This window comes from Novosphingobium sp. (assembly GCF_027531025.1).
Lineage (GTDB): Bacteria > Pseudomonadota > Alphaproteobacteria > Sphingomonadales > Sphingomonadaceae > Novosphingobium.
In genome coordinates, this window is the sequence record NZ_JAPZQX010000003.1 from 451,019 (window position 1) to 475,610 (window position 24,592).

The 24,592-nt window shown below is 65.8% G+C and carries 22 protein-coding genes and 1 other RNA gene; 16 read left to right on the forward strand and 7 right to left on the reverse strand.

Annotated features, from left to right (window positions below; translation table 11 throughout):
- Window positions 1–36: 36 nt before the first annotated feature.
- Window positions 37–1,647 carry a protein translocase subunit SecD gene (gene secD, locus O9281_RS05255; RefSeq protein WP_298183534.1) on the forward strand — a complete coding sequence of 537 codons (1,611 nt, stop codon included), beginning with the start codon at window positions 37–39 and terminating at the stop codon, window positions 1,645–1,647.
- Window positions 1,648–1,659: 12 nt separating this feature from the next.
- Window positions 1,660–2,637, forward strand: a complete 978-nt coding sequence (gene secF, locus O9281_RS05260) for a protein translocase subunit SecF (protein ID WP_298183536.1) — start codon at window positions 1,660–1,662, stop codon at window positions 2,635–2,637.
- Here the strand turns inward: secF and O9281_RS05265 are convergent.
- Window positions 2,634–3,827: a glycosyltransferase gene (locus tag O9281_RS05265; protein WP_298183538.1), complete on the reverse strand. Its 1,194-nt coding sequence runs from the start codon at window positions 3,825–3,827 to the stop codon at window positions 2,634–2,636. The two genes, secF and O9281_RS05265, sit on opposite strands and share 4 nt — an antisense overlap.
- Window positions 3,824–4,396 carry a helix-turn-helix transcriptional regulator gene (locus O9281_RS05270; RefSeq protein WP_298183540.1) on the reverse strand — a complete coding sequence of 191 codons (573 nt, stop codon included), beginning with the start codon at window positions 4,394–4,396 and terminating at the stop codon, window positions 3,824–3,826. The genes O9281_RS05265 and O9281_RS05270 overlap by 4 nt, the downstream gene beginning before the upstream one ends.
- A gap of 93 nt (window positions 4,397–4,489) precedes the next feature.
- On the opposite strand from O9281_RS05270, the gene O9281_RS05275 reads away from it, so the two are divergent.
- Window positions 4,490–4,963: a DUF6456 domain-containing protein gene (locus tag O9281_RS05275; RefSeq protein WP_298183541.1), complete on the forward strand. Its 474-nt coding sequence runs from the start codon at window positions 4,490–4,492 to the stop codon at window positions 4,961–4,963.
- On the opposite strand, the gene O9281_RS05280 is transcribed toward O9281_RS05275, so the two are convergent.
- On the reverse strand, window positions 4,964–6,751 hold the full coding sequence (locus tag O9281_RS05280; protein WP_298183542.1) for an ABC-F family ATP-binding cassette domain-containing protein: 1,788 nt from the start codon (window positions 6,749–6,751) through the stop codon (window positions 4,964–4,966). It lies immediately after the preceding gene.
- Window positions 6,752–6,838: 87 nt separating this feature from the next.
- Between O9281_RS05280 and O9281_RS05285 the strand changes: the two genes are divergently transcribed.
- From O9281_RS05285 to O9281_RS05305, 5 genes are all read left to right on the forward strand, one after another.
- Window positions 6,839–7,681, forward strand: a complete 843-nt coding sequence (locus tag O9281_RS05285; protein WP_298183543.1) for an aminotransferase class IV — start codon at window positions 6,839–6,841, stop codon at window positions 7,679–7,681.
- Window positions 7,682–7,725: 44 nt separating this feature from the next.
- Window positions 7,726–8,031: a PepSY domain-containing protein gene (locus O9281_RS05290; RefSeq protein WP_298183544.1), complete on the forward strand. Its 306-nt coding sequence runs from the start codon at window positions 7,726–7,728 to the stop codon at window positions 8,029–8,031.
- Between the two features lie 71 nt (window positions 8,032–8,102).
- Window positions 8,103–8,780 carry a response regulator transcription factor gene (locus O9281_RS05295; RefSeq protein WP_298183545.1) on the forward strand — a complete coding sequence of 226 codons (678 nt, stop codon included), beginning with the start codon at window positions 8,103–8,105 and terminating at the stop codon, window positions 8,778–8,780.
- Between the two features lie 6 nt (window positions 8,781–8,786).
- Window positions 8,787–10,175: a HAMP domain-containing sensor histidine kinase gene (locus O9281_RS05300; RefSeq protein ID WP_298183546.1), complete on the forward strand. Its 1,389-nt coding sequence runs from the start codon at window positions 8,787–8,789 to the stop codon at window positions 10,173–10,175.
- The gene (locus O9281_RS05305; protein ID WP_298183547.1) at window positions 10,172–10,861 is read left to right on the forward strand and encodes a hypothetical protein; all 690 of its coding nucleotides are present in this window, start codon (window positions 10,172–10,174) and stop codon (window positions 10,859–10,861) included. The genes O9281_RS05300 and O9281_RS05305 overlap by 4 nt, the downstream gene beginning before the upstream one ends.
- 10 nt (window positions 10,862–10,871) lie before the next feature.
- On the opposite strand, the gene O9281_RS05310 is transcribed toward O9281_RS05305, so the two are convergent.
- Window positions 10,872–11,171: a chorismate mutase gene (locus tag O9281_RS05310; RefSeq protein WP_298183548.1), complete on the reverse strand. Its 300-nt coding sequence runs from the start codon at window positions 11,169–11,171 to the stop codon at window positions 10,872–10,874.
- An 88-nt stretch (window positions 11,172–11,259) separates the two neighbouring features.
- On the opposite strand from O9281_RS05310, the gene O9281_RS05315 reads away from it, so the two are divergent.
- The 5 genes from O9281_RS05315 to ffs all read left to right on the forward strand — a co-directional run bounded on the left by O9281_RS05315 (window position 11,260) and on the right by ffs (window position 16,438).
- Window positions 11,260–12,276, forward strand: coding sequence for a polyprenyl synthetase family protein (locus O9281_RS05315; RefSeq protein ID WP_298183549.1), 1,017 nt, complete (start codon window positions 11,260–11,262; stop codon window positions 12,274–12,276).
- A gap of 7 nt (window positions 12,277–12,283) precedes the next feature.
- Window positions 12,284–14,737 (forward strand): ATP-dependent helicase HrpB, encoded by a 2,454-nt coding sequence (hrpB, locus tag O9281_RS05320; protein WP_298183550.1) that lies wholly within the window; start codon window positions 12,284–12,286, stop codon window positions 14,735–14,737.
- 43 nt (window positions 14,738–14,780) lie between these two features.
- Window positions 14,781–15,059, forward strand: a complete 279-nt coding sequence (locus O9281_RS05325; protein WP_298183551.1) for an NADH dehydrogenase ubiquinone Fe-S protein 4 — start codon at window positions 14,781–14,783, stop codon at window positions 15,057–15,059.
- Between the two features lie 203 nt (window positions 15,060–15,262).
- The gene (locus O9281_RS05330; RefSeq protein WP_298183552.1) at window positions 15,263–16,165 is read left to right on the forward strand and encodes a hypothetical protein; all 903 of its coding nucleotides are present in this window, start codon (window positions 15,263–15,265) and stop codon (window positions 16,163–16,165) included.
- Between the two features lie 178 nt (window positions 16,166–16,343).
- Window positions 16,344–16,438, forward strand: an RNA gene (gene ffs, locus O9281_RS05335) — signal recognition particle sRNA small type.
- A gap of 24 nt (window positions 16,439–16,462) precedes the next feature.
- Here the strand turns inward: ffs and O9281_RS05340 are convergent.
- The gene (locus tag O9281_RS05340; RefSeq protein ID WP_298183553.1) at window positions 16,463–17,011 is read right to left on the reverse strand and encodes a hypothetical protein; all 549 of its coding nucleotides are present in this window, start codon (window positions 17,009–17,011) and stop codon (window positions 16,463–16,465) included.
- 80 nt (window positions 17,012–17,091) lie between these two features.
- On the opposite strand from O9281_RS05340, the gene O9281_RS05345 reads away from it, so the two are divergent.
- Complete coding sequence (locus tag O9281_RS05345) at window positions 17,092–18,864, forward strand: DNA polymerase III subunit gamma/tau (protein WP_298183555.1); 1,773 nt, start codon at window positions 17,092–17,094, stop codon at window positions 18,862–18,864.
- Window positions 18,861–19,199: a YbaB/EbfC family nucleoid-associated protein gene (locus tag O9281_RS05350; protein ID WP_298183924.1), complete on the forward strand. Its 339-nt coding sequence runs from the start codon at window positions 18,861–18,863 to the stop codon at window positions 19,197–19,199. The genes O9281_RS05345 and O9281_RS05350 overlap by 4 nt, the downstream gene beginning before the upstream one ends.
- 10 nt (window positions 19,200–19,209) lie before the next feature.
- Here O9281_RS05350 and O9281_RS05355 read toward each other — a convergent pair whose 3' ends face one another.
- Window positions 19,210–20,493, reverse strand: coding sequence for an amidohydrolase family protein (locus tag O9281_RS05355; RefSeq protein ID WP_298183556.1), 1,284 nt, complete (start codon window positions 20,491–20,493; stop codon window positions 19,210–19,212).
- Complete coding sequence (locus tag O9281_RS05360; protein WP_298183557.1) at window positions 20,493–21,785, reverse strand: amidohydrolase family protein; 1,293 nt, start codon at window positions 21,783–21,785, stop codon at window positions 20,493–20,495. The genes O9281_RS05355 and O9281_RS05360 overlap by 1 nt, the downstream gene beginning before the upstream one ends.
- Window positions 21,786–21,959: 174 nt before the next feature.
- Here O9281_RS05360 and lon point away from each other — a divergent pair, with 174 nt between their 5' ends.
- Complete coding sequence (lon, locus tag O9281_RS05365) at window positions 21,960–24,380, forward strand: endopeptidase La (protein ID WP_298183925.1); 2,421 nt, start codon at window positions 21,960–21,962, stop codon at window positions 24,378–24,380.
- The last annotated feature ends 212 nt before the right edge of the window (window positions 24,381–24,592 follow it).

A 24,592-nucleotide genomic window follows, 5' to 3' on the forward strand; every position in this document is an offset into this window, starting at 1 on the left:
ACGCCATTTTCCCGATCCCGCGCAAGGCAGGTACCCATGCTCGATTTTCCTCGTTGGAAGCAGCTCTGGCTGTGGTCCATCACATTGCTGGCCTGTTTTGCAGCCCTGCCTTCGCTGCTCGCGGTAGGTGGTGTATCTCTGCCGCAAGCCTTGCCCAGCCCGATGATCAACCTCGGCCTCGACCTGGCCGGGGGCAGCCACATCCTGCTTGAGGCCAACCCCGAGCAGGTCAAGCGCCAGCGGCTCGAGACGATGGAAGAGGACGTTCGCGCCCGGATGCGCAACGCCGAAAAGCCGATCCGCATCGGCGAAATCTCGACCAAGGATGGCACTGTCAGCTTCATGGTGGCCGATCCGGGGCAGGTCGATGCCGCGCGCGAGGAACTGCAGACGCTGACCAGCGGCGCGCAGCTGACCGGTCAGCGCGACTGGGACCTGCAGGTGCTGGATGGCAACCGCATCGTCCTGAGGCCGACCCAGGCTGGGATCGACCTGGCAATCAGCCAGGCGATGGACACCGCCACCGAAGTGGTGCGCAAGCGTATCGACGCGCTCGGCACGCGCGAACCGACGATCATCCGCCAGGGCGCCAACCGCATCGTGGTGCAGGTGCCGGGGCTGAAGGATCCGCAGGCGCTGAAGAACCTGCTGGGGCAAACGGCCAAGCTGGAGTTCAAGCTGGTCGACAGCCTGGCGCTGCCCAGCGACGTGGCTCAGGGCATTGCTCCGCCGGGTTCGGAAATCGTGCCGCTGGTGGCCGATCCACGCACGGGCCAGACTGGCGGCGCCATTGCCGTCAAGCGGCTGGGCGGGATCAAGGGTGATCGGCTGACCAATGCCCAGCAGGCCTTTGACCAGCAGACCAACGAGGCCATCGTCAACATCACTTTCGATCAGCAGGGCGGAGCCAAGTTCGCCAAGCTGACTACCGAAAACGTGGGCAAGCCCTTTGCGATCATCCTTGATGGCAAGGTGCTGTCATCGCCCGTAATCAATGAACCGATCATCGGCGGCACGGCCCGTATTTCGGGCAGCTTCACGGTCGAAAGTGCCAACCAGCTGGCGATTGCCCTGCGTTCCGGCGCACTGCCGGTCGACCTGAAGGTGGTGGAGGAACGCTCGGTCGGGCCTGACCTTGGGGCGGATTCGATCGAGAAGGGCATGATCGCCTTTGGTGTCGGCACCATTGCGCTGATGCTGTTCATGCTGGCGACCTACGGCCGCTTCGGGGTCTATACGAACCTCGCGCTCATCATCAACACGCTGATGATCCTGGGAATCATGGCGATCATGAACACCACGCTGACCCTGCCCGGGATTGCCGGCTTCGTGCTGACAATCGGTGCGGCGGTTGACGCCAACGTGCTGATCAACGAGCGCATCCGTGAGGAGCGCGCGCGTGGTCGCAAGGTGATCCAGGCGGTGGAAATGGGCTACACCGAAGCCAGCCGCGCGATTTTCGATGCCAATATCACCAACGTGATCGCGGCCACCCTGATGTTCCTGTTCGGCTCTGGCCCGGTCCGCGGCTTCGCGATCGTGCTGATGATCGGGATCGCGACCTCGGTGTTCACCGCGGTGACCCTGACCCGCATGTGGGTGGTCGGCTGGCTGCGCCGCGCGCGGCCGAGCGAACTGGTGCTGTAAGGAACGAAACCGATGAAACTGCTCAAGCTTGTTCCCGACAACACCAACATCCGCTTCCTGCGCTGGCGGGTGCCGTTCTACGTGATCAGCACTCTCTTGATCCTGGCCTCGTGGGGCCTGATCCTGACCAAGGGGCTGAACCTGGGGGTCGACTTCGTCGGCGGCCAGATGATCCGCGTCACCTTCGAACGCACTGCCGAGGCCCCTGTCGCCGAGCTGCGGCAGACGGTTGGCCAATTGGGCTATGGCGAGCCGATCATCCAGCAGTTCGGCAAGCCGAATGAGGTCTCGATCCGGATGAAACTGCCCGAGGGATCGGAGCGGAACACTGATCTGGCCGACCAGATGGCCCGCAAGATCACCGCTTCGATCAAGGAGGGCCATCCCGATGCCCGGATCGATGGGGTGGATTCGGTATCCGGCAAGGTCTCGGGCGAATTGTTCAAGACCGGCATGCAGGCACTGATCGCTGCGGTTATCGCGATTTCGATCTATATCTGGGTGCGGTTCGAATGGCAGTTCGGGGTGGGCGCGCTTTACGCGCTGGTTCATGACGTGTCGCTGACGCTCGGCCTGTTTGCGGTGACGCAGATGGAGTTCGATCTCAATATCGTCGCCGCGATCCTGACACTGATCGGCTACTCACTCAACGACACCATCGTGGTCTATGACCGCATCCGTGAGAACCTGAAGAAGTATCGCCGGATGCCGATGCCCGAGCTGCTCGACCTGTCGGTCAATGAAACGCTCAGCCGGACGATCGTGACTTCGCTGTCGGTCCTCATCACCCTGCTGGCGCTGCTGCTGTTGGGGCCGAATGTCATCTTCGGCTTTACCGCCGCGATCACGCTGGGGATCTTTGTCGGCACTTACAGCTCGGTCTACATGGCCGCGCCGATCCTGATCTGGCTGAAGGTCAGCTCCAGCAGCTTCGTGCAGGTCGAGAGCGAGATCGAGCGGCAGGAACGGCTGGCGCGCGAGAAGTCCTAAGCGGCGACCAGACGCCGCCAATGCGCCACCAGCGCGGCGGCGTTGGCCTGCCAGCTCATCCCCGCAACGGCGGCCTGGACCGTTTCGGGCGCGGGCGGGGCTGACAGGATATCGCGCACGGCGGCGGCGATTGCCGGGCCCTCGCGGGGTACCATCCGCCCCCAGGCCGGGTTGGTCAGCAGTTCCTGCGCGCCCGGGATCGGCGTCGTTATGACCGGTGTGCCGCAGGCCAGCGCCTCGACCCAGGCATTGGCCAGTCCTTCGCTGGCGGACGGCAGCACGAAGATATCGGCTGCATTGAGCACGATCGGCAGTTCGCCGTGCGGCACGGCCCCAAGGAACCGCACGCGATCGGCCACGCCCAGCCGCTCGGCCAGGCTGCGCAGCATCGCCTCGTCTTCACCCCGGCCCGCCAGCAGCAAGATCGCGTCGGGCAATTCGGCCAGGGCTTCGATTGCAAAGCGCTGCCCCTTGCGCGGGATCAGCGCGCCAACCGTGGCCAGCACCCTTGCATTGCAGGGCAAGCCGAGCTGGTTGCGGCACATTCGCCGATTGTAGCGTCGAAACAGGTCGGCATCGAGGCCGGTGCGGTGAATGCCGATCTTCTCGTGCGGGAGGCCCAGCGCAACCATGTCGTTGGCAAGACCCTCTGCCACGGCAAGCAGGCCTGTGGCGCGCTGCCCGGCTGCCAGCACCTGAGCCGCTGTCCCCTTGTGGCGGCCCCAATGATGAATATCGGCGCCGCGTGCCTTGATCGACACCGGCAGGTTCAGCGCCTCCGCGATCCGGACCGCCGCCAGACCGTCCGGATGGAAGAACTGCGCGTCGATCAGATCGAACGGCTGCCGGGCGTGCAGTTCGCGCGCCAGCGGCAGGACCGCGCGGGTAATCGCCCCGGCATTGAACCGCGCGCCGATTGCCGGCAGCAGGGTGAAACGCGGGCGCATCACCCGTACCTTGCCGCACTGCTCCTGTTCCGGCAGCGCCCGCAGCGCGCGGTAACGCGGATGGAGCGAGAGCGGGAAGGGCGGCAAGCCCAGCGGGCTGACGAGAGTCAGATCGACATCGCCGCGCGCCGCGACGGCCTGCATCTGCCGATCCACGAAAACACCGAACCCCGGGGCGAGGTCGTGTGGGTAAAGCGTGCTGAGCGATAGCACGCGCAAGGGGCGATCCGCCGACTTGCTCACAGTCTGCGGACCAGCATCTCGGTCACGGCGATCCAGGCCGGGTTTTCGATCACCACCTGACGGCCGCCGGGACCGGGCGGCAGGATGGCAATGCGGTGCTCGTCGCGGTCGATCAGGCGGCCAAAGGCAAAACGCCCACCGGATCGGGGGGCCAGAACATCGCGATTGAGCAGGCGTGCGGCCTGGTCCGGCCCGTGCTGGCGCAGCCACACCTGGTCACCAGCCCGATAGTCGCCCGCACTGGCATCGATGGCCAGGGCGATCAACGGAGCATCCCCACCCAACGCCGATGGCAGGATGGCATCGCGCGGCGCGGGCAGGGCCTCGGCGCCCTGCTCGGTAAAACGGGCGACATAGCGCGGCTGTTCGGCCTCGGCACCACGTACCAGCAGCTCAGGCTCCACCTCCAGCGCGGCGGCGATCCGGTTCATCCAGGTGAGCGACAGCTGGCGCATCCCCGTTTCGAGCCGACCAATGGTCTGGGCAGTGGTGGGCGGTGAGCAGCGTTCGGCCACATCGGCCAGGGTCAGGCCCTTTTCCTTGCGGATATCGCGGATGCGGTTGATCACCGGCAGTCCTTTCTAACCATATTGGTTTTTCAGCTTTCCTACAGATCAACCCATTTGGCAAGGCGCGTTTCCGACCTGATGATGGGAGCAGACATGAAGCGGCAGCTTGTCGAACGCGAACTGGGTAGCGATGGGCCCATGACCAACAGTCCGCGGGCCGGACGGCGGCGGGTGACGGTCAATCTTGCCGAAAGCCCGCTGACCTGGCTCCACGCGCGCGGGCACCTGAGCGATGCGCAGTTGGCTGCCGGAGAATGCCTGCGCCGCGACTATGAGCGGGCCCAGCTGGGGGCCGGGGTAACTATGCGCTGGGACGTTGTCCATGTTGTCCACCGCGGGGGTGAACGCGGCCTCAATCTGACCGAGCGGCAACTGGCCGCGCGGGAGCGCTTCGATGGCGCGCTGGCCATGGCGGGCCGGGACCTCAGCGATATCCTGTGGCGGGTGGTCTGCGCCGGGGAAAGCCTCGCAAGCGCCGAGCGGGCGCTGGCCTGGCCGGCGCGCAGCGGCAAGCTGGTGCTGCGCATCGCGCTCGATCGGGTGGCGGGATACTACCGGATCAGGTGACTAGCCCTCCACCAGTTCGGCCAGTTCCAGCCAGCGCTCCTCGGCGGCATCCTTTTCGGCGCGGGCGTCGTCGATGGCCTTGGTCAGGGCGGCGAACTTCGCCGGATCGCGGGTGTAGAGCGCGGGATCGGCCAGTGCCGCCTCGTCGCGGGCGATCTGGGCCAGCAGTTCCTCGATCCGGCCGGGCAGCAGGTCGTAATCGCGCTGGTCCTTGTAGGAGAGCTTGGCCTTCTTCGGCGGTGGCGGCGGGGCGGGCGGTGCAACTGTCGCGGCGGGCTTGGCCGACCTGGTCGCTGCGACCCGCTGGGTCCGCTGTTTTTGCCAGTCGGCATAGCCGCCGGCCACTACATCGACCTTGCCGCTGCCGTCGAGGCCAAGCGTGATGGTTACGGTCCGGTCAAGGAAATCGCGGTCGTGGCTGACGATCAGGACCGTGCCGTCATAGTCCGCAATGACCTCCTGCAGGAGATCGAGCGTTTCGAGATCGAGGTCATTAGTCGGCTCGTCCAGCACCAAGAGGTTCGACATCCGGGCGAACTCGCGGGCCAGCAAGAGGCGGCTGCGCTCTCCGCCCGAAAGGGTGCCGACCCTGGCGTCTACCAGTCCCGGATCGAACAGGAAGTCCTTGAGGTAACCCTGGATATGCTTTCGCACCCCGCGCACGTCGATCCAGTCGCCCCCTTCGGCCAGCACGTCGCGCACGCGCTTTTCAGGGGCGAGCAGGCTACGCTGCTGGTCGATCATCACCCCGTGCAGCGTCTTGGCGAGGGTGACGGTGCCATCGTCGGGCGCCAGTTCGCCGGTCAGCAGCTTGAGCAGGGTGGTCTTGCCCGAACCATTGGCGCCGACCAGGCCGATCCGGTCACCCCGCTGGATGCGCAGCGAGAAGTCCTTGATGATGGTCCGTTCCCCGAACCGCTTGGTCACCTTGTCGGCGACGATGACCGACTTGGTCTTCACGTCATCGGCCACCAGCTTCATTTTGGCCGCGCCCTGGGGATTGAGCATGGCGGCGCGCTGGGCGCGCATTTCCCACAGCTTCTCAAGCCGGCCCTGATTGCGCTTGCGCCGCGCAGTGACCCCGCGCTCCAGCCAGTGCGCCTCGATCTTCAGCTTGGCGTCGAGCTTCTCGGCGGCGCGGGCTTCCTCGGCATAGACCTGTTCCATCCAAGCCTCGTAACCGCCAAAGCCGATCTCCTTGCGGCGCAGCGAGCCGCGATCGAGCCAGATCGTCGCCTTGGTCAGTCGTTCGAGGAAGGTGCGGTCGTGGCTGATCACCACGAAGGCGCCCTTGTAACGACCCAGCCAGTCTTCCAGCCAGTCGATCGCGGCGAGGTCGAGATGGTTCGTCGGCTCGTCCAGCAGCAGCAGGTCGGGATCAGAGGCGAGCGCGCGGGCGAGGGCGGCGCGGCGGCGCTCCCCACCGCTGGCGCTGTCGGCCTTGCGGCTCATGTCGATGCCCAGCTGCCCGGCGATGGCTTCCACTTCGTGCCGGGGCGGGGCGTCCTTGCCGTGGAGGGCAAAGTCCATCAGCGTGTCATAGCCGGTGAAGAAAGGGTCCTGCTCCAGGGTTACGATCTTCGTGCCGGGCTGGATCGAGCGCTTGCCCTTGTCCGCCTCGATCTCGCCCGAGATCAGGCGCAGCAAGGTGGTCTTGCCCGCGCCGTTGCGGCCGATCAGTGCCAGCCGGTCGCGCGGGCCGATGTGGAGATCGAGGTCGCGGAACAGCCAGCCGGAGCCTTGCTGAAGGCTGAGTTCTTCCCAGCTGAGGATCGGTGCCTGTGCCATGGTCCGCGGGCCCTAGGCAGGCCCAACCGCGTTGACAAGCCCAACCGCGTTGACAAGCGTTGCCGCGCGGGGCCACAGGAACAATCCATGCGGACAGTCTGGCTCAACGGCGAATTTCTCCCTGAAACCGAAGCACGCGTGCCGATCTTCGATCGCGGCCTGCTCTTCGCCCAGGGGGTCTATGAGGTTACCCCGGTGATCGACGGGCGGTTTTGCAACTGGGCGCACCATTCGGCCCGGCTGACCCGCTCGATGGCGCTGGCCCGGATCGCCGACGAGACCGACTGGCCTGTCGTGTTGAACGGCCTGATCGAACGCAACCAGCTGACCGAGGGGCGGATCTACCTGCAGGTCACGGGCGGCGCGCCGGCCGATCGCGACTTTCTCTCGCCGCTCGATCCCGTTGCACCCACCCGCTTCGCCTTCTCCCAGGCCGCGCCGGTCGTGGACCAGCCCAAGGCGCGCGAAGGTTTGAAGGTGATCCTGCATCCCGAAGGCCGCTGGGCGCTGCGCCAGGCCAAGACCACGCAGTTGCTTTATGCCGTGTTGGCCAAGGAAGCGGCGCGTGAGGCCGGGGTGGACGATGCCTGGCTGGTCGATGACGGCTTCATCACCGAGGCGACCAGCGCCAATGCCCATATCATCGATGCGCGTGGCGTGCTGGTTTCGCATCCGGTCGATCATGGCGTGTTGCCGGGGGTGACGAGGCTGTCCGTCCTGCCGATCGCCCGCGAGATGGGCCTGATGGTCGAGGAACGGGCGTTTTCGGTTGAGGAACTGTTCGCCGCCCGCGAGGCCTTTGTGTCCAGCGCCAGCGCGCTGGTGCTGCCGGTGGTCGAGGTCGACGGCAAGCCGATCGGCAATGGTGGCCCCGGCACGCTCACCAGCGAACTGCGCCGCCGCTATGTCGAGCGCCTGCGCACCGCCTGATCCATTCACGGACCGTTCAATCCCGCCAGTCTAGGTCGCCCGACATGATCCGCAGTCTGATTGCCTTTGCTCTTGTCGCCTCGGTACTCGCCTCGGCCCCCACTGCACCTGCGCTGGCCAGCCAGGGGGATGAAGCTGGCATGGCCCGCAAGGACTTGCGCGCCGGTAACGTCCGCCCGCTGCGCGAGATTGAACGCCGGGTGCTGCCGATGATGCCGGGGGCGCAGTATCTTGGCCCGGAATACGATCCGGCCTCGCTGACCTATCGGCTGAAGTTCATTCGCGATGGCCGGGTGCTGTTCGTCGATGTCGACGCCCGCACCGGCGAGGTTATCCGGCAGTCGCGCTGAAGCTTGGCGGGATAGCTTGACGGCCATGACGGCCCGCCGCAAAACATCGGCCTGAAACGGGGAATTGTGAAATGCGTATCCTGATCGTCGAGGACGAACCGACCCTCGGCAAGCAGCTCAAATCAACGCTCGAGGCCACGGGCTATGCCGTCGACCTGTCGACCGATGGCGAAGACGGGCACTTCATGGGCTCGACCGAGGAATACGACGCTGTAATCCTCGACCTGGGCCTGCCGGAGATTGACGGGCTGACCGTGCTGGGCATGTGGCGCAAGGAAGGCCGCAAGTTCCCGGTGCTGGTGCTGACCGCGCGCGACAGCTGGTCCGACAAGGTCGCCGGGCTCGATGCCGGGGCTGACGATTACCTGGCCAAGCCGTTCCAGACAGAAGAGCTGATCGCCCGCCTGCGCGCGCTGATCCGCCGCGCTTCGGGCAATACTTCCAGCGAGCTGACCGCCGGCGAAGTGCGGCTCGATACCCGTTCGGGCCGCGTGACGCTGAATGGCGAGCCGGTGAAGCTGACCGCGCAGGAATACAAGCTGCTGTCTTACCTGCTTCACCACAAGGGCAAGGTGGTCAGCCGGACCGAGCTGATCGAACACATCTATGACCAGGATTTCGACCGCGATTCGAACACGATCGAAGTCTTTGTCACCCGTATCCGCAAGAAGCTGGGTGCCGATGTGATCACCACGATCCGCGGCCTTGGCTACAGCCTCGACGATCCGGCCGAGGGTGGCCGCGGCTGATCCGGGATGGACGAGGGCGAGCCGACCGGCCGGGTGACTTCGCACACCGGCTCGCTTTCGCGCCGGATGCTGATCATCGCCGCGGGGTGGATTGTCATCCTGCTGTCGCTGGGTGGTTTCGCGCTTGATCGTACACTGACCGGGCTGGTCAGCCGCAATTTCGACGAGCAGCTGGTCAACGTCATGAACGCGATGATCGCCTCGGCCGAGATTGGTCCGGATGGCGAGGTGTTCTTCAACCGCCCGCTGGGCGACCAGCGGTTTCTTGAGCCGAACAGCGGTCGATACTGGCTGGTCACCGGCAAAGGGCACGAGAACTTTCCATCGCGATCCTTGTGGGACAAGGGCCTGGAGCTGAAGGGCGACCATTTCGACAAGGCCCCGCACCTCTATGACAACTTCCAGTTCGCCGATGAACCGCTGCGAGTGATCGAGCGGTCGGTGATCCTGCCAGACAGCGAGACGCGCTGGCAATTCGCCGTGGCGGCATCGCGCCAGGACCTGGATGAGCAGATCAATCGCATCCGCTCGATCCTGGTCTGGAGCTTCCTGGTTCTTGGCCTTGGCCTGTTCGGCATGGCCATGCTGCAGACGTGGTATGGCCTGGGGCCGCTGCGGCGGGTGCGGCTGGCGATTCAGCACCTCCGCGAAACCGGCCAGAACCGCCTGACCGAGCCCCTGCCATTAGAAGTGCAGCCGCTGGTTCAGGAACTCAACGCCTTGCTGGCCCACTCGGAAAAGCAGGCTGAGGAAGCGCGGACCCATGCCGGAAACCTGGCCCATGCGCTCAAGACGCCGCTGACCGTGGTTATGAACGCGGCCACAGCGAAGGCGCCGGATCTGGCCGACACGGTGATCCGTGAGGCGGCGGTCATGCGGCGCCAGGTCGATCACCACCTTGCCCGCGCCCGTGCCGTGGGCCGCCGGGCGGTCGGTTTGAGCCGGTCGGGCGTGGCCGAGAGCGTGGAGGCCGTGCTGCGCGCGGTCACCCGGCTTTACGAGCGGACCCGCTTCGACCTTGACGGCAACCGCGATGCCGCCGTGGCCATTGAACGACAGGACCTGGATGAAATCCTGGGCAACCTGATCGAAAATGCCGCAAAATATGGCGGCGGTTCCGTATTCGTCACGATTGATCCGACCGGCGAACCTGGCTGGTGCGAGATCTGGGTGGAGGACGATGGCCGGGGTATTCCCGAGGCCGAGCGCACCCGGATCTTCGATCGCGGCGCGCGGCTCGATACCGGCAAGCCCGGGACGGGACTGGGGCTGGCGATCGTCCGCGATGTGGCTGAGATTTATGGCGGGTCGGTCTTGCTAGATGAAAGCGAGGATCTGGGCGGCCTGTTGGTGAAACTGCGGTTGCCGCGGGCGATTGCGCGAAAGGACGGATGACCATAAGGAACCGCTTGCTGACTGTCGCGCTTGGTCTGGTGCTGAGCGGTTGCAACATGGTCATTTCCGACGAGCCCTGGTTCACAGAGCCGGGGCCGGTGCAGCAGAAGACCGGCCTGTGGGTCATGCTCGAAAAGGCCGATTGCCCGGTCTCTGCCACGACCAGCCTGGCTGCCATGCCCGACTGTGCCAGCCCGATCCTGATCATCGATGGAGCCTATTCCGGTCCGCCAAACGATCGGTCATTGCCCGATGCGGTGCGCTACGACCCAGCCAAGTGGGATCGGATCGACCACGTGCTCACCGATGGCACTCCGATGGTAGACCAGTTGCGCTTCGATGCCACCAAACCGAACCCAGGCGCACCTCCACCGGCATTCAGGGGTAAGGTCACCTACCTGTACCTCGCGGTGAAGCCGACCGGGTTCGATGCCGAAGGGCGGATCATCTCGGCCCGGCGCTGGCCGGTGATGTGTGGCCCTCTCGCCCGCGGGGAAAAGGATGCCTCGGGGGGACCTCGCTTCGTGACCGCCCGGCCTTATGCCGGCATGCGCTTGGTACACGATATGGCCTGCAATGCCCGCGACGTTGCCGCGCTGCGGGAAGCCGCTGCCATTAGCGAGAGCAGCGCTCCCGGAGCGGGCTTCCTGATTATCGAAAGCCGCTGGCTACGCGACGCGCCCTGACCCGGAAGCGCTACTTGCCCGCCGCCTGTTCGTGATGGCGGATCACTTCCTGGATGATGAAGCGCAGGAACTTTTCGGAGAATTCGGGATCGAGATTGGCCTCGCTCGCCAGCTGCCGCAGCCGGGCGATCTGGCGTTCCTCGCGGCCCGGGTCGGAGGCGGGCAGGTTGTGCTCGGCCTTGTAGGCGCCAACCGCCTTGGTGATGCGAAACCGCTCGGCCAGGATGTGGATCAGCGCCGCATCGATATTGTCGATCGAGGCGCGATAGCCGGCGAGGACGGGGTCGGGAGTGCGAACGGGCTCGGTCATGGCCTGTCGCTAGCATGCAGTTTTGCGAAAGGCCATTGCTGCGATTGCACTTGCGGAGCCGGGCCAATGCTGGCTAGGGGCAGGGCCGATGAGCGCTGATATCGTACCGCTGCGCCCCCGCGCGTCCGCCCCCTCGCTGGCGCCCATGCTTGCGCTCACTGCCGAAGGGATGAATGCGGTCAACGCCGTCATCCTCGAAAAGATGCAAAGCCGCATCCCGCTGATCCCGACCTTGGCCGGACACCTGATCGCGGGCGGTGGCAAGCGGATGCGGCCGATGCTGACCTTGGCGGGTGCCGCGCTGTGCGATTACCACGGCACGCGCCATCACAAGCTGGCCGCAGCAGTGGAGTTCATCCACACCGCCACCCTGCTGCATGACGATGTTGTTGACGGCAGCGAACTGCGCCGCGGCAAGTCCACCGCCAATATCGTGTTCGGCAATCCCGCGACCGTGCTGGTCGGTGACTTCCTGTTTACCCGCTCTTTCGAACTGATGGTGGAAGACGGCAGCCTCAAGGTGTTGAAGATCCTCTCCAACGCAAGCTCGGTGATCTCGGAAGGGGAAGTCGACCAGCTGACTGCCCAGCGCCAGATCGAGACGAGCGAGGAACGCTACCTGTCGATCATCGGTTCGAAGACCGCCGCGCTGTTTGCCGCCGCCACCCGGATTGCCGCCGTCGTGGCTGAACGCAGCGAAGCAGACGAGCGCGCGCTGGAAGACTATGGCCGCAACCTGGGCATTGCCTTCCAGCTGGTCGATGACGCGATGGACTATGATTCCGACGCTGGCGAAATGGGCAAGGGCAAGGGCGATGACTTCCGCGAGGGCAAGATGACCCTGCCGGTGATCCTGGCCTATGCTCGTGGCTCCGGCGAGGAGCGCCGGTTCTGGCAGGACGCGATCCAGGGCCACCGCACCTCCGATGCAGACCTGGCCTATGCCGTCGAACTGATCGGGCGACACGATACGGTCAGCGCCACGCGTGAGCGGGCCCGCCATTTTGCCCAGCGCGCGATTGATGCCATCGCCGGCTTCCCGGCCGGGGCGGCCCATGCGGCGATGGTGGAAGCGGCCGAATTCGCCGTTGCCCGGCGGTTCTAAGCCGGGATTGGCCGACCAGCTTCCCATTCATGCCATATTGCCGGACCTGCTGGCCGCGCTCCGCGCGCGGGCAGGCGCCGTACTGATTGCCCCGCCCGGTGCGGGCAAGACCACGGCGGTGGCGCCCGCGCTGCTGGCCGAGCCCTGGTGCACCGGCAGCGTGATCGTGCTGTCCCCCCGGCGAGTGGCGGCGCGCGCCGCAGCCGAGCGGATGGCCGAACTGCTGGGGGAGCCGGTTGGTCAGACCATCGGCTATCTCACCCGGCTCGACAGCAAGCGATCGGGCAAGACCCGCGTCCTCGTGATGACCGAGGCCATCTTCGTTTCCACTCTGCTGGGCGATCCGGAACTGGCGGGCGTTTCGGCTGTCCTGTTCGACGAGGCGCACGAGCGGCACCTCGACAGCGATCTGGGCCTTGCCCTGGCGATCGAGAGCCAGTCGGTGCTGCGCGAGGACCTGCGGCTGGTGGTGATGTCGGCTACGCTCGATGGTGCGCGCTTCGCCTGGCTGCTCGGCGATGCGCCAGTGATTGAAAGCGAGGGCAAGGCCCATCCGCTGACCATCCGCTGGCTGGGCGCCCGGCCGGAACTGCGGCTGGACGAGGCGATGACCCAGGCCGTCCTGACCGCCTGGCGTGAGGAACGCGGCGATGTGCTGGCCTTCCTGCCGGGCGTCGGGGAAATCGAGCGGACCCGCGAACGCCTGGTGCAAAAGCTGCCCGATGTGCCGATCCTGCCGCTGCACGGACAATGCGAACCCGCTGCCCAGCGCGCCGCGATCCGCCGCGATCCGCAGGGCAGGCGGCGGATCGTGCTGGCCACGGCGATTGCCGAAACGTCGCTGACGCTCGATGGCGTGGCGGTAGTGGTCGATGCCGGCCTGTCGCGCCGGGCGGAATTTGACAAGGCCGCCGGCGTTACCCGGCTGGTGACGCATCGCGCATCGCAGGCCGCCGCCGCGCAGCGGGCTGGGCGCGCGGCGCGGCAGGGAGCGGGCGTGGCCTATCGCCTGTGGGAAGAGGCTGCCCATGCCGGACGGCCCGCTTTCGAGCCGCCGGAGATCCTCACCTCCGATCTCGCGCCGCTGTTGCTGACCCTGGCCCAATGGGGTGCAACAGAGGTGCAGCAAATGGCCTGGCTCGATCCGCCGCCGGCTGCAGCATTGGCTGCAGCAAAAGCCAGTTTACAATCACTTGGTGCGCTTGATCTGGCTGGCTTGATCACCGCGCACGGGCGCAGCATGGCCGCCCTGCCGATGGCCCCGGGCGAGGCGCATATGTTGCTTTATGCTGCGCAGCATGACGCGGCGGATGAAGCGGCTCAACTTGCCCTGCTGCTCCAGGAACGGGGGCTGGGCGGGCGGGGGGAAGACCTGGCCATGCGGCTGGACCGCTGGACAGGGGATCGCTCCCCACGGGCCGAAGCCTCGCGCCAGCTCGCGCGGCGCTGGGCCGATCAGGCGCGGCGGCTGGTCGGCAAGCCTGCTGGTGAGGCGCCACCCCTGGCCGTGATGTTGGCCGAAGCCTTTCCAGACAACCTCGCAAAGCGCCGGGATGCAAGCGGCGAGCATTGGCTGACCGCCGGTGGTTGCGGGCTGCGGCTTGATCCCGCCTCAACGCTCGCGCGGGCTGAATGGCTCGCCGTTGGCGATGCCCAGGGCGAGGCCAAGGGCGCCCGGATCACCGGCGCGATTGCCTTGACCGAGGCCGAGGTGCTGCGCTGGCTGGCCCACCGGATCGAGCGGCGTTCGGTGCTGCGCTGGGTGGCCGATGAACGGCGGGTCGAGGCGCTGGTTGAATCTCGGCTTGGTGCAATCGCCCTGGCTCGCGGTTCCGACCCCGCGCCCGATCCATCCGCCATCCGCGCATTCCTGATCGAACGGATCCGGAGTGACGGCCTGGGATTGATCCCCCTCAGCAAGGCCAGCCTTGGTTTGCGTCGCCGGGCGCGCTTTGCCGGGATTGCCGCGCTTTCCGATGAAGCCTTGCTGGCCGATCTCGATGTCTGGCTGGGGCCCTTGCTGGAGCGACGGCTGGACGCTCTCGACCCAGCGCGGCTGCACGAGGCGCTGCGGGCCTGGCTGGACTATGCCGACCAGCAGAGCCTTGAGCGGCTGGCCCCGGCGCAGTTCACGTCCCCGGTGGGAACCAGCCATGCGATCGATTACGACGATCCCGGCGGGCCGTCGGTCGAACTCAGGGTCCAGGCGCTGTTCGGGCTGGACCGCCACCCCATGTTCGGTCAGCCGCCGCAGCCGCTCTTGCTCAAGCTGACCGATCCGGGCGGCAAGCCATTGCAGACCACCCGCGATCTGCCCGGCTTCTGGCGCGGATCGTGGAAGGACGTGCAGCGCGACATGAAGGGGCGCTATCCCAAGCACCGTTGGCCGGATGCGCCCTGGACCGAAGCGCCCAGCCTCAAGACCAAGAACGCCTTCAACGCTTCGACCGGCCGGAAGTGAACAGGGCTTGATTTGCGGCGCGATTCGCAGCAGGGCAGCGGCCATGCCAGTACGCATCTTTCAGCGCCCCAAGAACGCCATGCAATCGGGTCAGGCCCTGCTGGGCCAGTGGATCCTGGAATTCGCGCCTGCGGAAGCCCGCAAGCCCGATCCGCTGATGGGCTGGTCTGGTTCGGGCGACACCCAGGCCCAGGTGCAGCTGAAGTTCGACAGCGCCGCCAAGGCGAAGGCCTATGCCGAAAAGCACGGCATCAGCGCCACAATCCACGCCACCCCGCCGCGGCGGCTGAAGTTGCAAGCTTACGCCGACAATTTCAAATAGGCTGTTCAGCTCCGGTTAGTGCGCTATCACCTCAACCCGGGGTGGTGTCACATCCGGGAGTCTTCATGAAATCGAGATTGATCGCGTTGGCGGTTTTGCCGGCGCTGGGTGGGGCATTTGCGCCGACCGCGCATGCGGCAGTTACCATTCCTTCGATCCAGACGATTGAGACCCAGCTTTGTCCAGTCGGTGGCGCCACCTCCTTGCGTTTGGGGTATGGCGAGGCGAAGCAGGACCCGGAGCTGCGCAAGGCCTTCTCGATTGGTGGGACGCCGATCGCACCATTCGAAGAAGCCCGCGCAGTCTACACGCCCTGGTCGGAGCAGCTCAGCGCCATCGAGTTCAACGGGGCCAGCCCGGATGGCGATGACAACCGCAACTTCGTTGAAAAGATGGTCGGACAGCTGGAAGCCAATGGCTGGGTCCGCTCCGACGGGCCAAAAGTCTTTGCGACCTACATGATGAGCCCGATGGTCTATACCAAGGATCTGCCAACCGCCGATGGTCTGCGGCGGTTCCTGTTGCAGTTCGATGCGCCCGGTGCGGTGCTGCTGAATTGTGGCGGGCTGGACCTGCTGAAACTGAGTGAAGCGGAAAGCCAGGAAGTGCTGGCGCCGGGATCGCCGCGCCCCGTTCCGCCGCAAGGCCATGACCAGCCGCTAGCCAACCTGCGTGCGCAGGACTGTGACGATCCGGCCTTCCGCGAGAAGATGATGGCGCGGTTGACCGCAGGGGATCGCACCGGCGTAACGGATTCGATGGATGAGGCCTCCGATCAGGAGCGCTATCAATCGCGGCTGCGGATCTGGCTGCGCTGGAAAATGGCCGGATCAGGCAAGATCAACCACCAGGCGCTGTGGGACATCGAGGAAAAGGTCGCCCCGCGCGAGGCTGTGCAAATGGAAAAGGACTTCATCGCCTTTGCCGGGAGCGTCGTGGCGATGGACAAGGCGCGCAAGCAGGGCGATGCGGCGGCGGAATGTCGGGCAATGGCTTCCTTGGCCGCGGCCGAGACGGGCAAGTCCGGGGGCGAGGCTGCGCGACTGGCCAGGATCAACGCCGCGTTCGAAGCGGAGGCCAAGCGTCTGGGGATTGGGCTGGATTAGTGATCGGAGCTGCCGACTGCCCGGGTCGCGCTGTAAGGCAGTCGGCAGCTTCCGTACCGGCCAACCCAGGGGAGGGCGAACCGGCCAACCACACCCCTCCGGAGCGAGTCGAAGCGCATGATAGAACGATTCGCATCGCCAGACTTGCGTAAACGCGACAAGCTGGCCATATGCCGCGCCGGGAGTCGGTCGGACGCTTGCGTCCGCCAACCTGGTCAGGTCCGGAAGGAAGCAGCCACAACGGGTTGCGGCGGGTCGGCCGGCTCCTTTTCCCCTTTTTCGGGTTGCGCTTGCGGTTCAGGGCAGCGCCTTGCCGCGCCGGGTGGCCTCTTCGGCCACCATCCGGTCCATCAGATCCCACTGCCGGTTGGCCCCGTCGATGGTCGAGGCAAGGTGGCTGCGCATTTCGATCACGGCCCGGCACTGATCGGCTGGATCCTTCGCCTCGGCAGCGGCTTGGGCCGCCGTAATCATTGCCTTGACCGCATCGAGGTTGCTGGCCAGCGCCGCCTTGAATTCGGGATGGTTGAGCGCGTTCATGGCGATCTGGCCGCGTTCGCGCTGGTTCAGGCCGACGGCGGTCATGCGTGACTTGAGCTGCTCCTCGCGCCGGGCATTGTAATTGGCGGCCAGCGACTGGTCAGGTGGGTTCTGTTCGGCTTCGCGCATGAAGGCGTCGCGCTGCCCGGCATCGTTGCACAGGGCCAGATCGGGCACGGCCAGACGATACTTCGCGATCAGCGGATCGACTGCGGCTTCGCTGCCGCGCGCGGGTTGGGTCGCGATCAGGATGCCGCCGAGCAACATCGGAAGCAGTCTCAAGGCAAGCGGCGCGGGCATGGTCATCGGCGATCCTTTCCGCAACTGAGGGTATCGTCCTTTTCGCCCTTCGACAATCGACGGTGCTCCCCCTATTGTCGGGCGCAATGGACGATTCACCAGACATCTTTGGCGATGAACCGCAGGACGATGGCCCCAGCGCCGCCGAGCTTGAGGCGGCCGGGCAGGAATCGATGTTCGGTGCGCCGGCGCAGGCGCCTGCGCCTCTAGCCGCGCCCGCGCCAGTCGCCGCTGCGCAGCCCTATCGCGTCCTCGCGCGCAAGTACCGTTCGCAGACCTTTGCCGAGCTGATCGGGCAGGACGCCATGGTCCAGACCCTGGCCAATGCGATCAAGCGCGACCGGCTGGCCCATGCCTTCCTGATGACCGGGATCCGCGGGGTGGGGAAAACCTCGACCGCGCGGCTTATCGCCAAGGCGCTGAACTGCGTCGGGCCGGATGGGCAGGGCGGGCCGACGATTGACCCTTGCGGGCAATGCGAGCCCTGCGTGGCCATTGCCGAGGGCCGCCATATCGACGTGATCGAAATGGACGCCGCCAGCCATACCGGCGTCGACGACGTGCGCGAGATCATCGAGGCGGTGCGCTATGCCGCCGTTTCGGCGCGCTACAAGATCTACATCATCGACGAAGTCCACATGTTGTCGCGCAACGCGTTCAACGCGCTGCTCAAGACGCTGGAGGAACCGCCGCCGCATGTGAAGTTCCTGTTCGCGACGACCGAGGTGGACAAGCTGCCGGTGACTGTCCTGTCGCGGTGCCAGCGGTTCGACCTGAAGCGCATCCCGGCCGAGCTGCTCGCGGAACATTTCGCGATGATCTGCGGCAAGGAGGGGGTCGAGGCCGAGGCCGAGGCCCTGGCGATGATTGCCGCCGCTGCCGATGGCTCGGTGCGCGATGGACTGTCGATCCTCGACCAGGCAATCGCCCATGCCGACCTGGGAGGCGATGGCCGGGTGACCGCCGCGCAGGTGCAGGACATGCTCGGCCTTGCTGACAAGACCGCGCAGCGCCGCCTGTTTGGCGCGATTGTCAGCGGCGATGCAGCCGGCCTGCTGGACCTGGTGGACCAGCAGTTCGCCTTGGGCGTGGAACCGCACGCCCTGCTGCGCGGCGCGCTTGAACTGACTCACCGGGTAACGCTGGCCCAGCTGGGGCGTGACGAAACCTCGTTCTCCAACGAGGAACGCGCCGCGATTGAGGACTGGGCGCAGCGCCTGTCGGCCGGGCAGCTGCACCGGCTCTGGCAGCTCCTCCTCAAGGGACATGACGAGGTCAGGACCGCGCCCGATCCGCTGGTGGCAGCGCGCATGGCCTTGCTGCGGGTGCTGCACGCCAGCGACCTGCCCGATCCGGGCAAGCTGGCCGATACCCTGCGCGATCTGCTGGCCCAGGCGCCGGCGGCCGCCGTGGCAAGCGCGGGTGGCACGGCTCCATCCGGCGGACCGGCTGCTTCGGCACCGCCCCCGGCGCTGGACTGGGAAGCCCTGATCGACCGGGTAGACCAGTCTGGTCAGCTACGGGTCGCACAGACCATGCGCGACTGGGTGCGGGTGATCGATCTGCGCCCTGGCGAGCTGACCTATTCGCTGGTTCCGGGTTTCTCCGGTGAGCTTGGTGCTGACCTGCGTGACGCCCTGCTGCGGGCGACCGGCGAACGCTGGACCGTCCAGCGCGGCGAAGGGGAGGGTCGGCCCAGCCTGCGCGAAGCGGCCGAGGCGATCAAGGCCGCCGAAGACGCAGCCCTGCGCCAGCATCCGCTGGTCCAGGCTGCCTTTGCGGCCTTCCCGCAAGCCGAGATTATCGATGACAAGCCCGCTGCGCTGAGCGGCGGCAAGCAATGGAGCAAGACCGCGTGAAGTCGATGGAAGAGCTGCTCAAGGCCGCCCAGCAGGCCGCCGAGACGATCCAGAAGCAGATGACCGAGAGCCAGAGCAAGCTCGACGCGATCGAAGTGGAAGGTCGTGCAGGGGGCGGGCTGGTAACCGTGCGCGCTTCGGCCAAGGGGCGGATCATCGGCGTCAACATCGACGACAGCCTGCTCAAGCCCGAGGAAAAGGGCATCCTCGAAGACCTGATCGCCGCCGCCTTCAACGATGCGCGGACCAAGGCGGACGAGGTTGCCGGCCAGGAAATGGCCAAGATGCAGCAAGGCATGGCCCTGCCGCCGGGGTTCAAGCTGCCGGGGATGTAATCCCGACCGGTCAGCGGACCAGCTCGCCACCCCTCATCACGTGATCGATCCGTTCGAGCGCGGTGATGTCGGTCAGCGGGTTTTCATCGAGGGCGACGAGGTCGGCAAAGCGGCCGGGCGCAATCGCGCCGACGCGCTCGCTCCAGCCCAGCATTCGCGCGCCGACGATCGTGGCCGACTGGATCGCCTGCATCGGGGTCATGCCCCAGCGCACCATATAGGCGAACTGGCGGGCGTTCTGCCCGTGGGGATAGACCCCGGCATCGGTGCCGAAGGAAATCTGGACGCCGGCCTTAACCGCCTTGCGGAAGCCGATCCGCTGGGCCTCGGTCGTTTCGTCGTTCTTGCGCAGGATGTCGGCGGACCAGCCATCGCGCTTGCCGACTTCGGCAATGAAATCGCCGTTGTAGATGTCCATCGACAGGAAGGCGCCCTTTGCCTTCGCTAGGGCAATACCTTCATCGTCGATCAGGCTGGCATGCTCGATCCCGCGAACCCCGGCGCGCAATGCCACCTTGATCCCCTCAGCGCCGTGGGCATGGGCCGTAACCCACGATCCACGCGCCGCAGCGGCTTCCACCGCCGCACGGATCTCGGCCTCGCTCATTTCCAGCGCGCCCGGCTCGGTGCCCTGGGTCAGGACGGCTCCGGTAGCGATCAACTTGATCGAATCCGCGCCGTTCTGGAGCAGGTAGTTGACCTTGGTGCGGACCTCGGCCGGGCCGCTGGCAACCCCGGCGCGGAAGCTGGCCGGCACGGCGACATCGGGCGCCAGCCCAGTCACTTCGCCGCCGCCGCCCGGCACGGTCACATAGGCGCCCACCGCAGAGATCCGTGGGCCGATCACATCGCCCCGCTCGATCGCGTCGCGCAGCGCCACATTGGCAAAGGCGCGATAGGAACCGACGTCATGGACCGTGGTGAACCCCGCCATCAGCGTCTTGCGGGCATGCCCCGCACCACGCAGCGCGATCGCGGCTTCGGAATGGAGCAGCGGTTCGGCCACGTTGGCGCTCTGTTCGATATCGGCAAGGTGGACGTGGGTGTCGATCAGGCCGGGCAAGACCCAATGGGCTGACCAGTCGATCACCTTTGCCCCTTGCGGGGGCGGCGACCAGGCAGTCACCGCGACGATCCGGCCATCCTCGATCCGGATCAGCCGATCCCGCAAGACCGTTCCGGCCTCGCTGTCGATCATCTGCCCGGCGCGGACGTAAAGCGTTTCAGCCTGCGCTGTCGTGGCCGACAACGTGGCCGAAAACAGGGCCAGCAGCGATGGCAGAAGCCGCCGCATCACCGCGTCGGCTCGATCTTGCGGCCCCCCTTGATGACCGCAGCGGGCCGCTCGAGCAGGCGGATGTTGGCCAGCGGATCGCCGTCAACGGCCACGAGGTCGGCAAAGCGACCGGCTGCGATCTGGCCCACGTCACCTTCCTGGCCCAGCGCCTGGGCCCCGTTGATGGTGGCGGCGCGGATCGTATCCAGCGGGGTCATGCCGAACTGGACCATGGTGGCGAACTGCTTGCCGGCATCGCCGTGCGGCATCACCCCGGCATCGGAACCGAATACCATCCGGACCCCGGCCTTGTGGGCCTTGCGGAAGTTGTCGCGCTGCAGCTGGGCAACCTCGCGGTCCTTGCGCAGGTTGTCTTCCAGCACCCCGTTCTTCTTGCCTTCGGCCTGGGTGTATTCGGTATTGTAGATATCCATGCTGAACCAGACCGGCTTGGCGCGGGCGGCCGCCAGCTTGATCCCCTCATCATCGACCAGGCTGACGTGTTCGATGGTGTCGATCCCGGCCTTGATTGCCGCCTTAATCCCGGCCGCGCCGTGGGCGTGGGCGGCCACGCGCAGGCCCCACATCTGGGCTTCGTCGACAATCGCCTTCAGTTCGGCTTCGGTCAGTTGCTGCTGGCCGGGTTCGGTATTGCGGCTGAATACCCCGCCGGTAGCGCAGACCTTGATCACTTCGGAGCCATACTTGCGCTGGCGCCGCACCTGGTGACGCAGCTCTTCAACGCTGTCCCCGATCCCTTCTTCCTTTTCCGGCTTTTCCAGGGATGGCGGCAGGAAAGTCGAATCGCAGTGCCCGCCGGTTGCGCCCAGGGCATAGCCCGCCGGCACGATCCGTGGCCCGATCACATAGCCTGCCGCAATCGCCTGCTTAAGGCCCACGTCGTTGCGATTGCCCGAACCGACATTGCGGACGGTGGTGAACCCGGCGTCGAGCATTGCCCGGGCATTGCCCACGGCGGTCATGCCAAAGAAGCTGTCGGTGAATTCCAGCCCGCGATAGCCGCCTATATCGGCGGGGCTATCAAGGTGAACGTGCATGTCGATGAACCCGGGCAGCACGGTCTTGCCCTTGAGGTCGACGGTTTCGACCTCGCTCGACAGGCGGATCGTGCGGGCATCGGCAATCTGGGTAATCCGGCCGCTGTCATCCACGAAGATCGCGGGATGCTCGACATATCGGCCGGTCGCCACATCGAGATAGCGATCGGCGAGGATCACGCGGTCCTTGGCAAGGGCCGGGGCCGAAAGCGAACATGCGGCAACCGAAAGGGCAAGGACTAGGCGCTTCATCGATCATTACTCCCCATCACAGTCAGCCTTTGATGCGGGCTTCAACCCGACTTGGCAATGGCGGGCCTTCCACAGGCAGGAAACCGGCAGGCATTGCGCCAGCCCAAGGGCATGCCCATATCCTGCAGCAAGACCGGGATTCACCCGGATGGCGCCAGCTGGCGCCGGATGAAGATGGAATTCGAAATGCACCTGCTGCCCTTGCTTCCCCTGCGCGACATCGTCGTGTTTCCCGGCATGGTCGTTCCGCTGTTTGTTGGCCGCGAGAAGTCGGTCGCGGCGCTGGAATCGGCCATGGCTGGTGACAAGGACATCTTCCTGCTCGCCCAGCTCGATCCGGGCTGCGACGATCCCGATGGCGATGACCTTTACGAAGTCGGCGTGATCGCGACGGTCCTGCAACTGCTTAAGCTGCCCGACGGCACCGTGCGGGTTCTGGTCGAGGCGCGGCAGCGCGCCCGGCTGGTCGACCTGCGGCAGGAAAGCGGTGCGAACGGCGAACTGATGGTTGCCGGGGTGGAGCCGATCGAACCGGTCGCGGCCAGCGGCAGCGAAGTCGAAGGGATGATGCGCAGCGTTGTCGAGGCCTTCGGCGAATATGCCAAGCTCAACAAGAAGCTGCCCCAGGACGCCGGCGAGAACCTTGGCGATATCGCCGATGCTTCGGCGCTGGCCGATGCGGTCGCCGCGCATATCCAAGCCAAAGTGGCCGACAAGCAGGCCATGCTGACCGAGGAAGATCCGCTCAAGCGGCTCGAAATGGCCTTTTCCTTCTTGGAAGGCGAACTGGGCGTGCTGCAGGTTGAGCGGCGTATCCGCGGCCGCGTGAAGCGGCAGATGGAGAAGACCCAGCGCGAATATTACCTCAACGAACAGCTCAAGGCGATCCAGCAGGAACTGGGCGGCGGCGACGATGGCGAAGCCAACGAGATCCAGGAACTGCAGGACAAGATCGACAAGCTGAAGCTGTCGAAGGAAGCCCGGGCCAAGGCCAATGCCGAGCTCAAGAAGCTGAAGACCATGCAGCCGATGAGCGCGGAAGCGACTGTGATCCGCAATTACCTCGACGTGCTGCTGGGCCTGCCCTGGGGCAAGAAGAGCAAGCTGAAGCGCGACATTCCGGCTGCCCAGGCGGTGCTGGACGATGACCACTATGCCCTCGACAAGGTCAAGGACCGGATCATCGAGTACCTCGCGGTCCAGGCGCGCACCAACAAGCTGAAGGGGCCGATCCTGTGCCTCGTCGGCCCGCCGGGCGTGGGCAAGACCTCGCTGGGCAAGTCGATCGCCAAGGCGACCGGCCGCCAGTTCATCCGCCAGTCGCTGGGCGGCGTGCGCGACGAGGCCGAGATTCGCGGCCACCGCCGGACCTATATCGGTTCGCTGCCGGGCAAGATCGTCACCAACCTGCGCAAGGCCGGGACCAGCAATCCGCTGTTCCTGCTCGACGAGATCGACAAGCTGGGCCAGGACTTCCGGGGCGATCCGGCTTCGGCCCTGCTGGAAGTGCTCGATCCCGAACAGAACGCCAAGTTCCAGGATCACTATCTGGAACTGGATATCGACCTGTCGGACGTGATGTTCGTCTGCACGGCCAACAGCCTCAACCTGCCGCAGCCGCTGCTTGATCGGATGGAGATCATCCGGCTGGAAGGCTATACCGAGGACGAGAAGGTCGAGATTGCCGAACGGCACCTGGTGGCCAAGCAGGTCGAGGCCCACGGCCTCAAGCAGGGTGAGTTCACCCTGACCACCGAAGGGCTGCGTGACCTGATCCGCTACTACACCCGCGAAGCCGGGGTGCGTACGCTGGAGCGCGAGATCGCCCGGCTGGCCCGCAAGAGCCTGCGGCAGATCCTTGAAGGCAAGGCGACTTCGGTCGTCATCACGCCGCAGAACCTTGGCGAATACGCCGGGGTCCGCAAGTACCGCTTCGGCGAGGCCGAGGAAGAGCACCAGGTTGGTGCCATCACGGGCCTGGCCTGGACCGAGGTGGGCGGCGAATTGCTGACCATCGAAAGCGTCACCGTGCCGGGCAAGGGTGGGATCAAGACCACCGGCAAGCTGGGTGAGGTGATGAACGAAAGCGTCCAGGCGGCCTTCAGCTTCGTCAAGTCCCGCTCGCCCGCCTATGGCATCAAGCCCAGCCTGATCGCGCGCAAGGACATCCATATCCACTTGCCCGAAGGGGCGGTGCCCAAGGACGGCCCCAGCGCCGGGATCGGCATGGTGACCTCGATCGTCTCGACCCTGACCGGCATCCCGGTGCGCAAGGACGTGGCGATGACCGGTGAAGTCACCCTGCGTGGCCGGGTCCTCGCGATCGGTGGGCTGAAGGAAAAGCTGCTCGCGGCCCTGCGCGGCGGGATCAAGACCGTGCTGATCCCCGAGGACAACGTGAAGGACCTGGTGGAGCTGCCGGCGAACATCACCAGCAGTCTGGAAATCGTTCCGGTGGCCCATGTCGACGCGGTGCTGGAACGGGCCCTGGTGACCATGCCGGAGCCGATCGAGTGGACCGAAGCCGACGATCTGGCGACCCCGCCAGGCATGGTTCCGGGTGCCAGCACGGGCGAGGTCCCGACCGCGCATTGATTCGCTGCAACCAGCCGGGATCGAGTCGCTGCATTGCAGCATCGCCCGGTTGGTCGCATTGCAGCGGTCAGTTGGTCGAAAATGGCGGGAAACGGTGGATAATCGCGCCCGATTTCACAGCTTTCGCTTTGACAGTCCCCGGAAAAGCGGCTCAATTCCGCCAGCTTTTCGAGGCGAATCAAACCAAACACCAATTCCTGAAACGTAGGGGG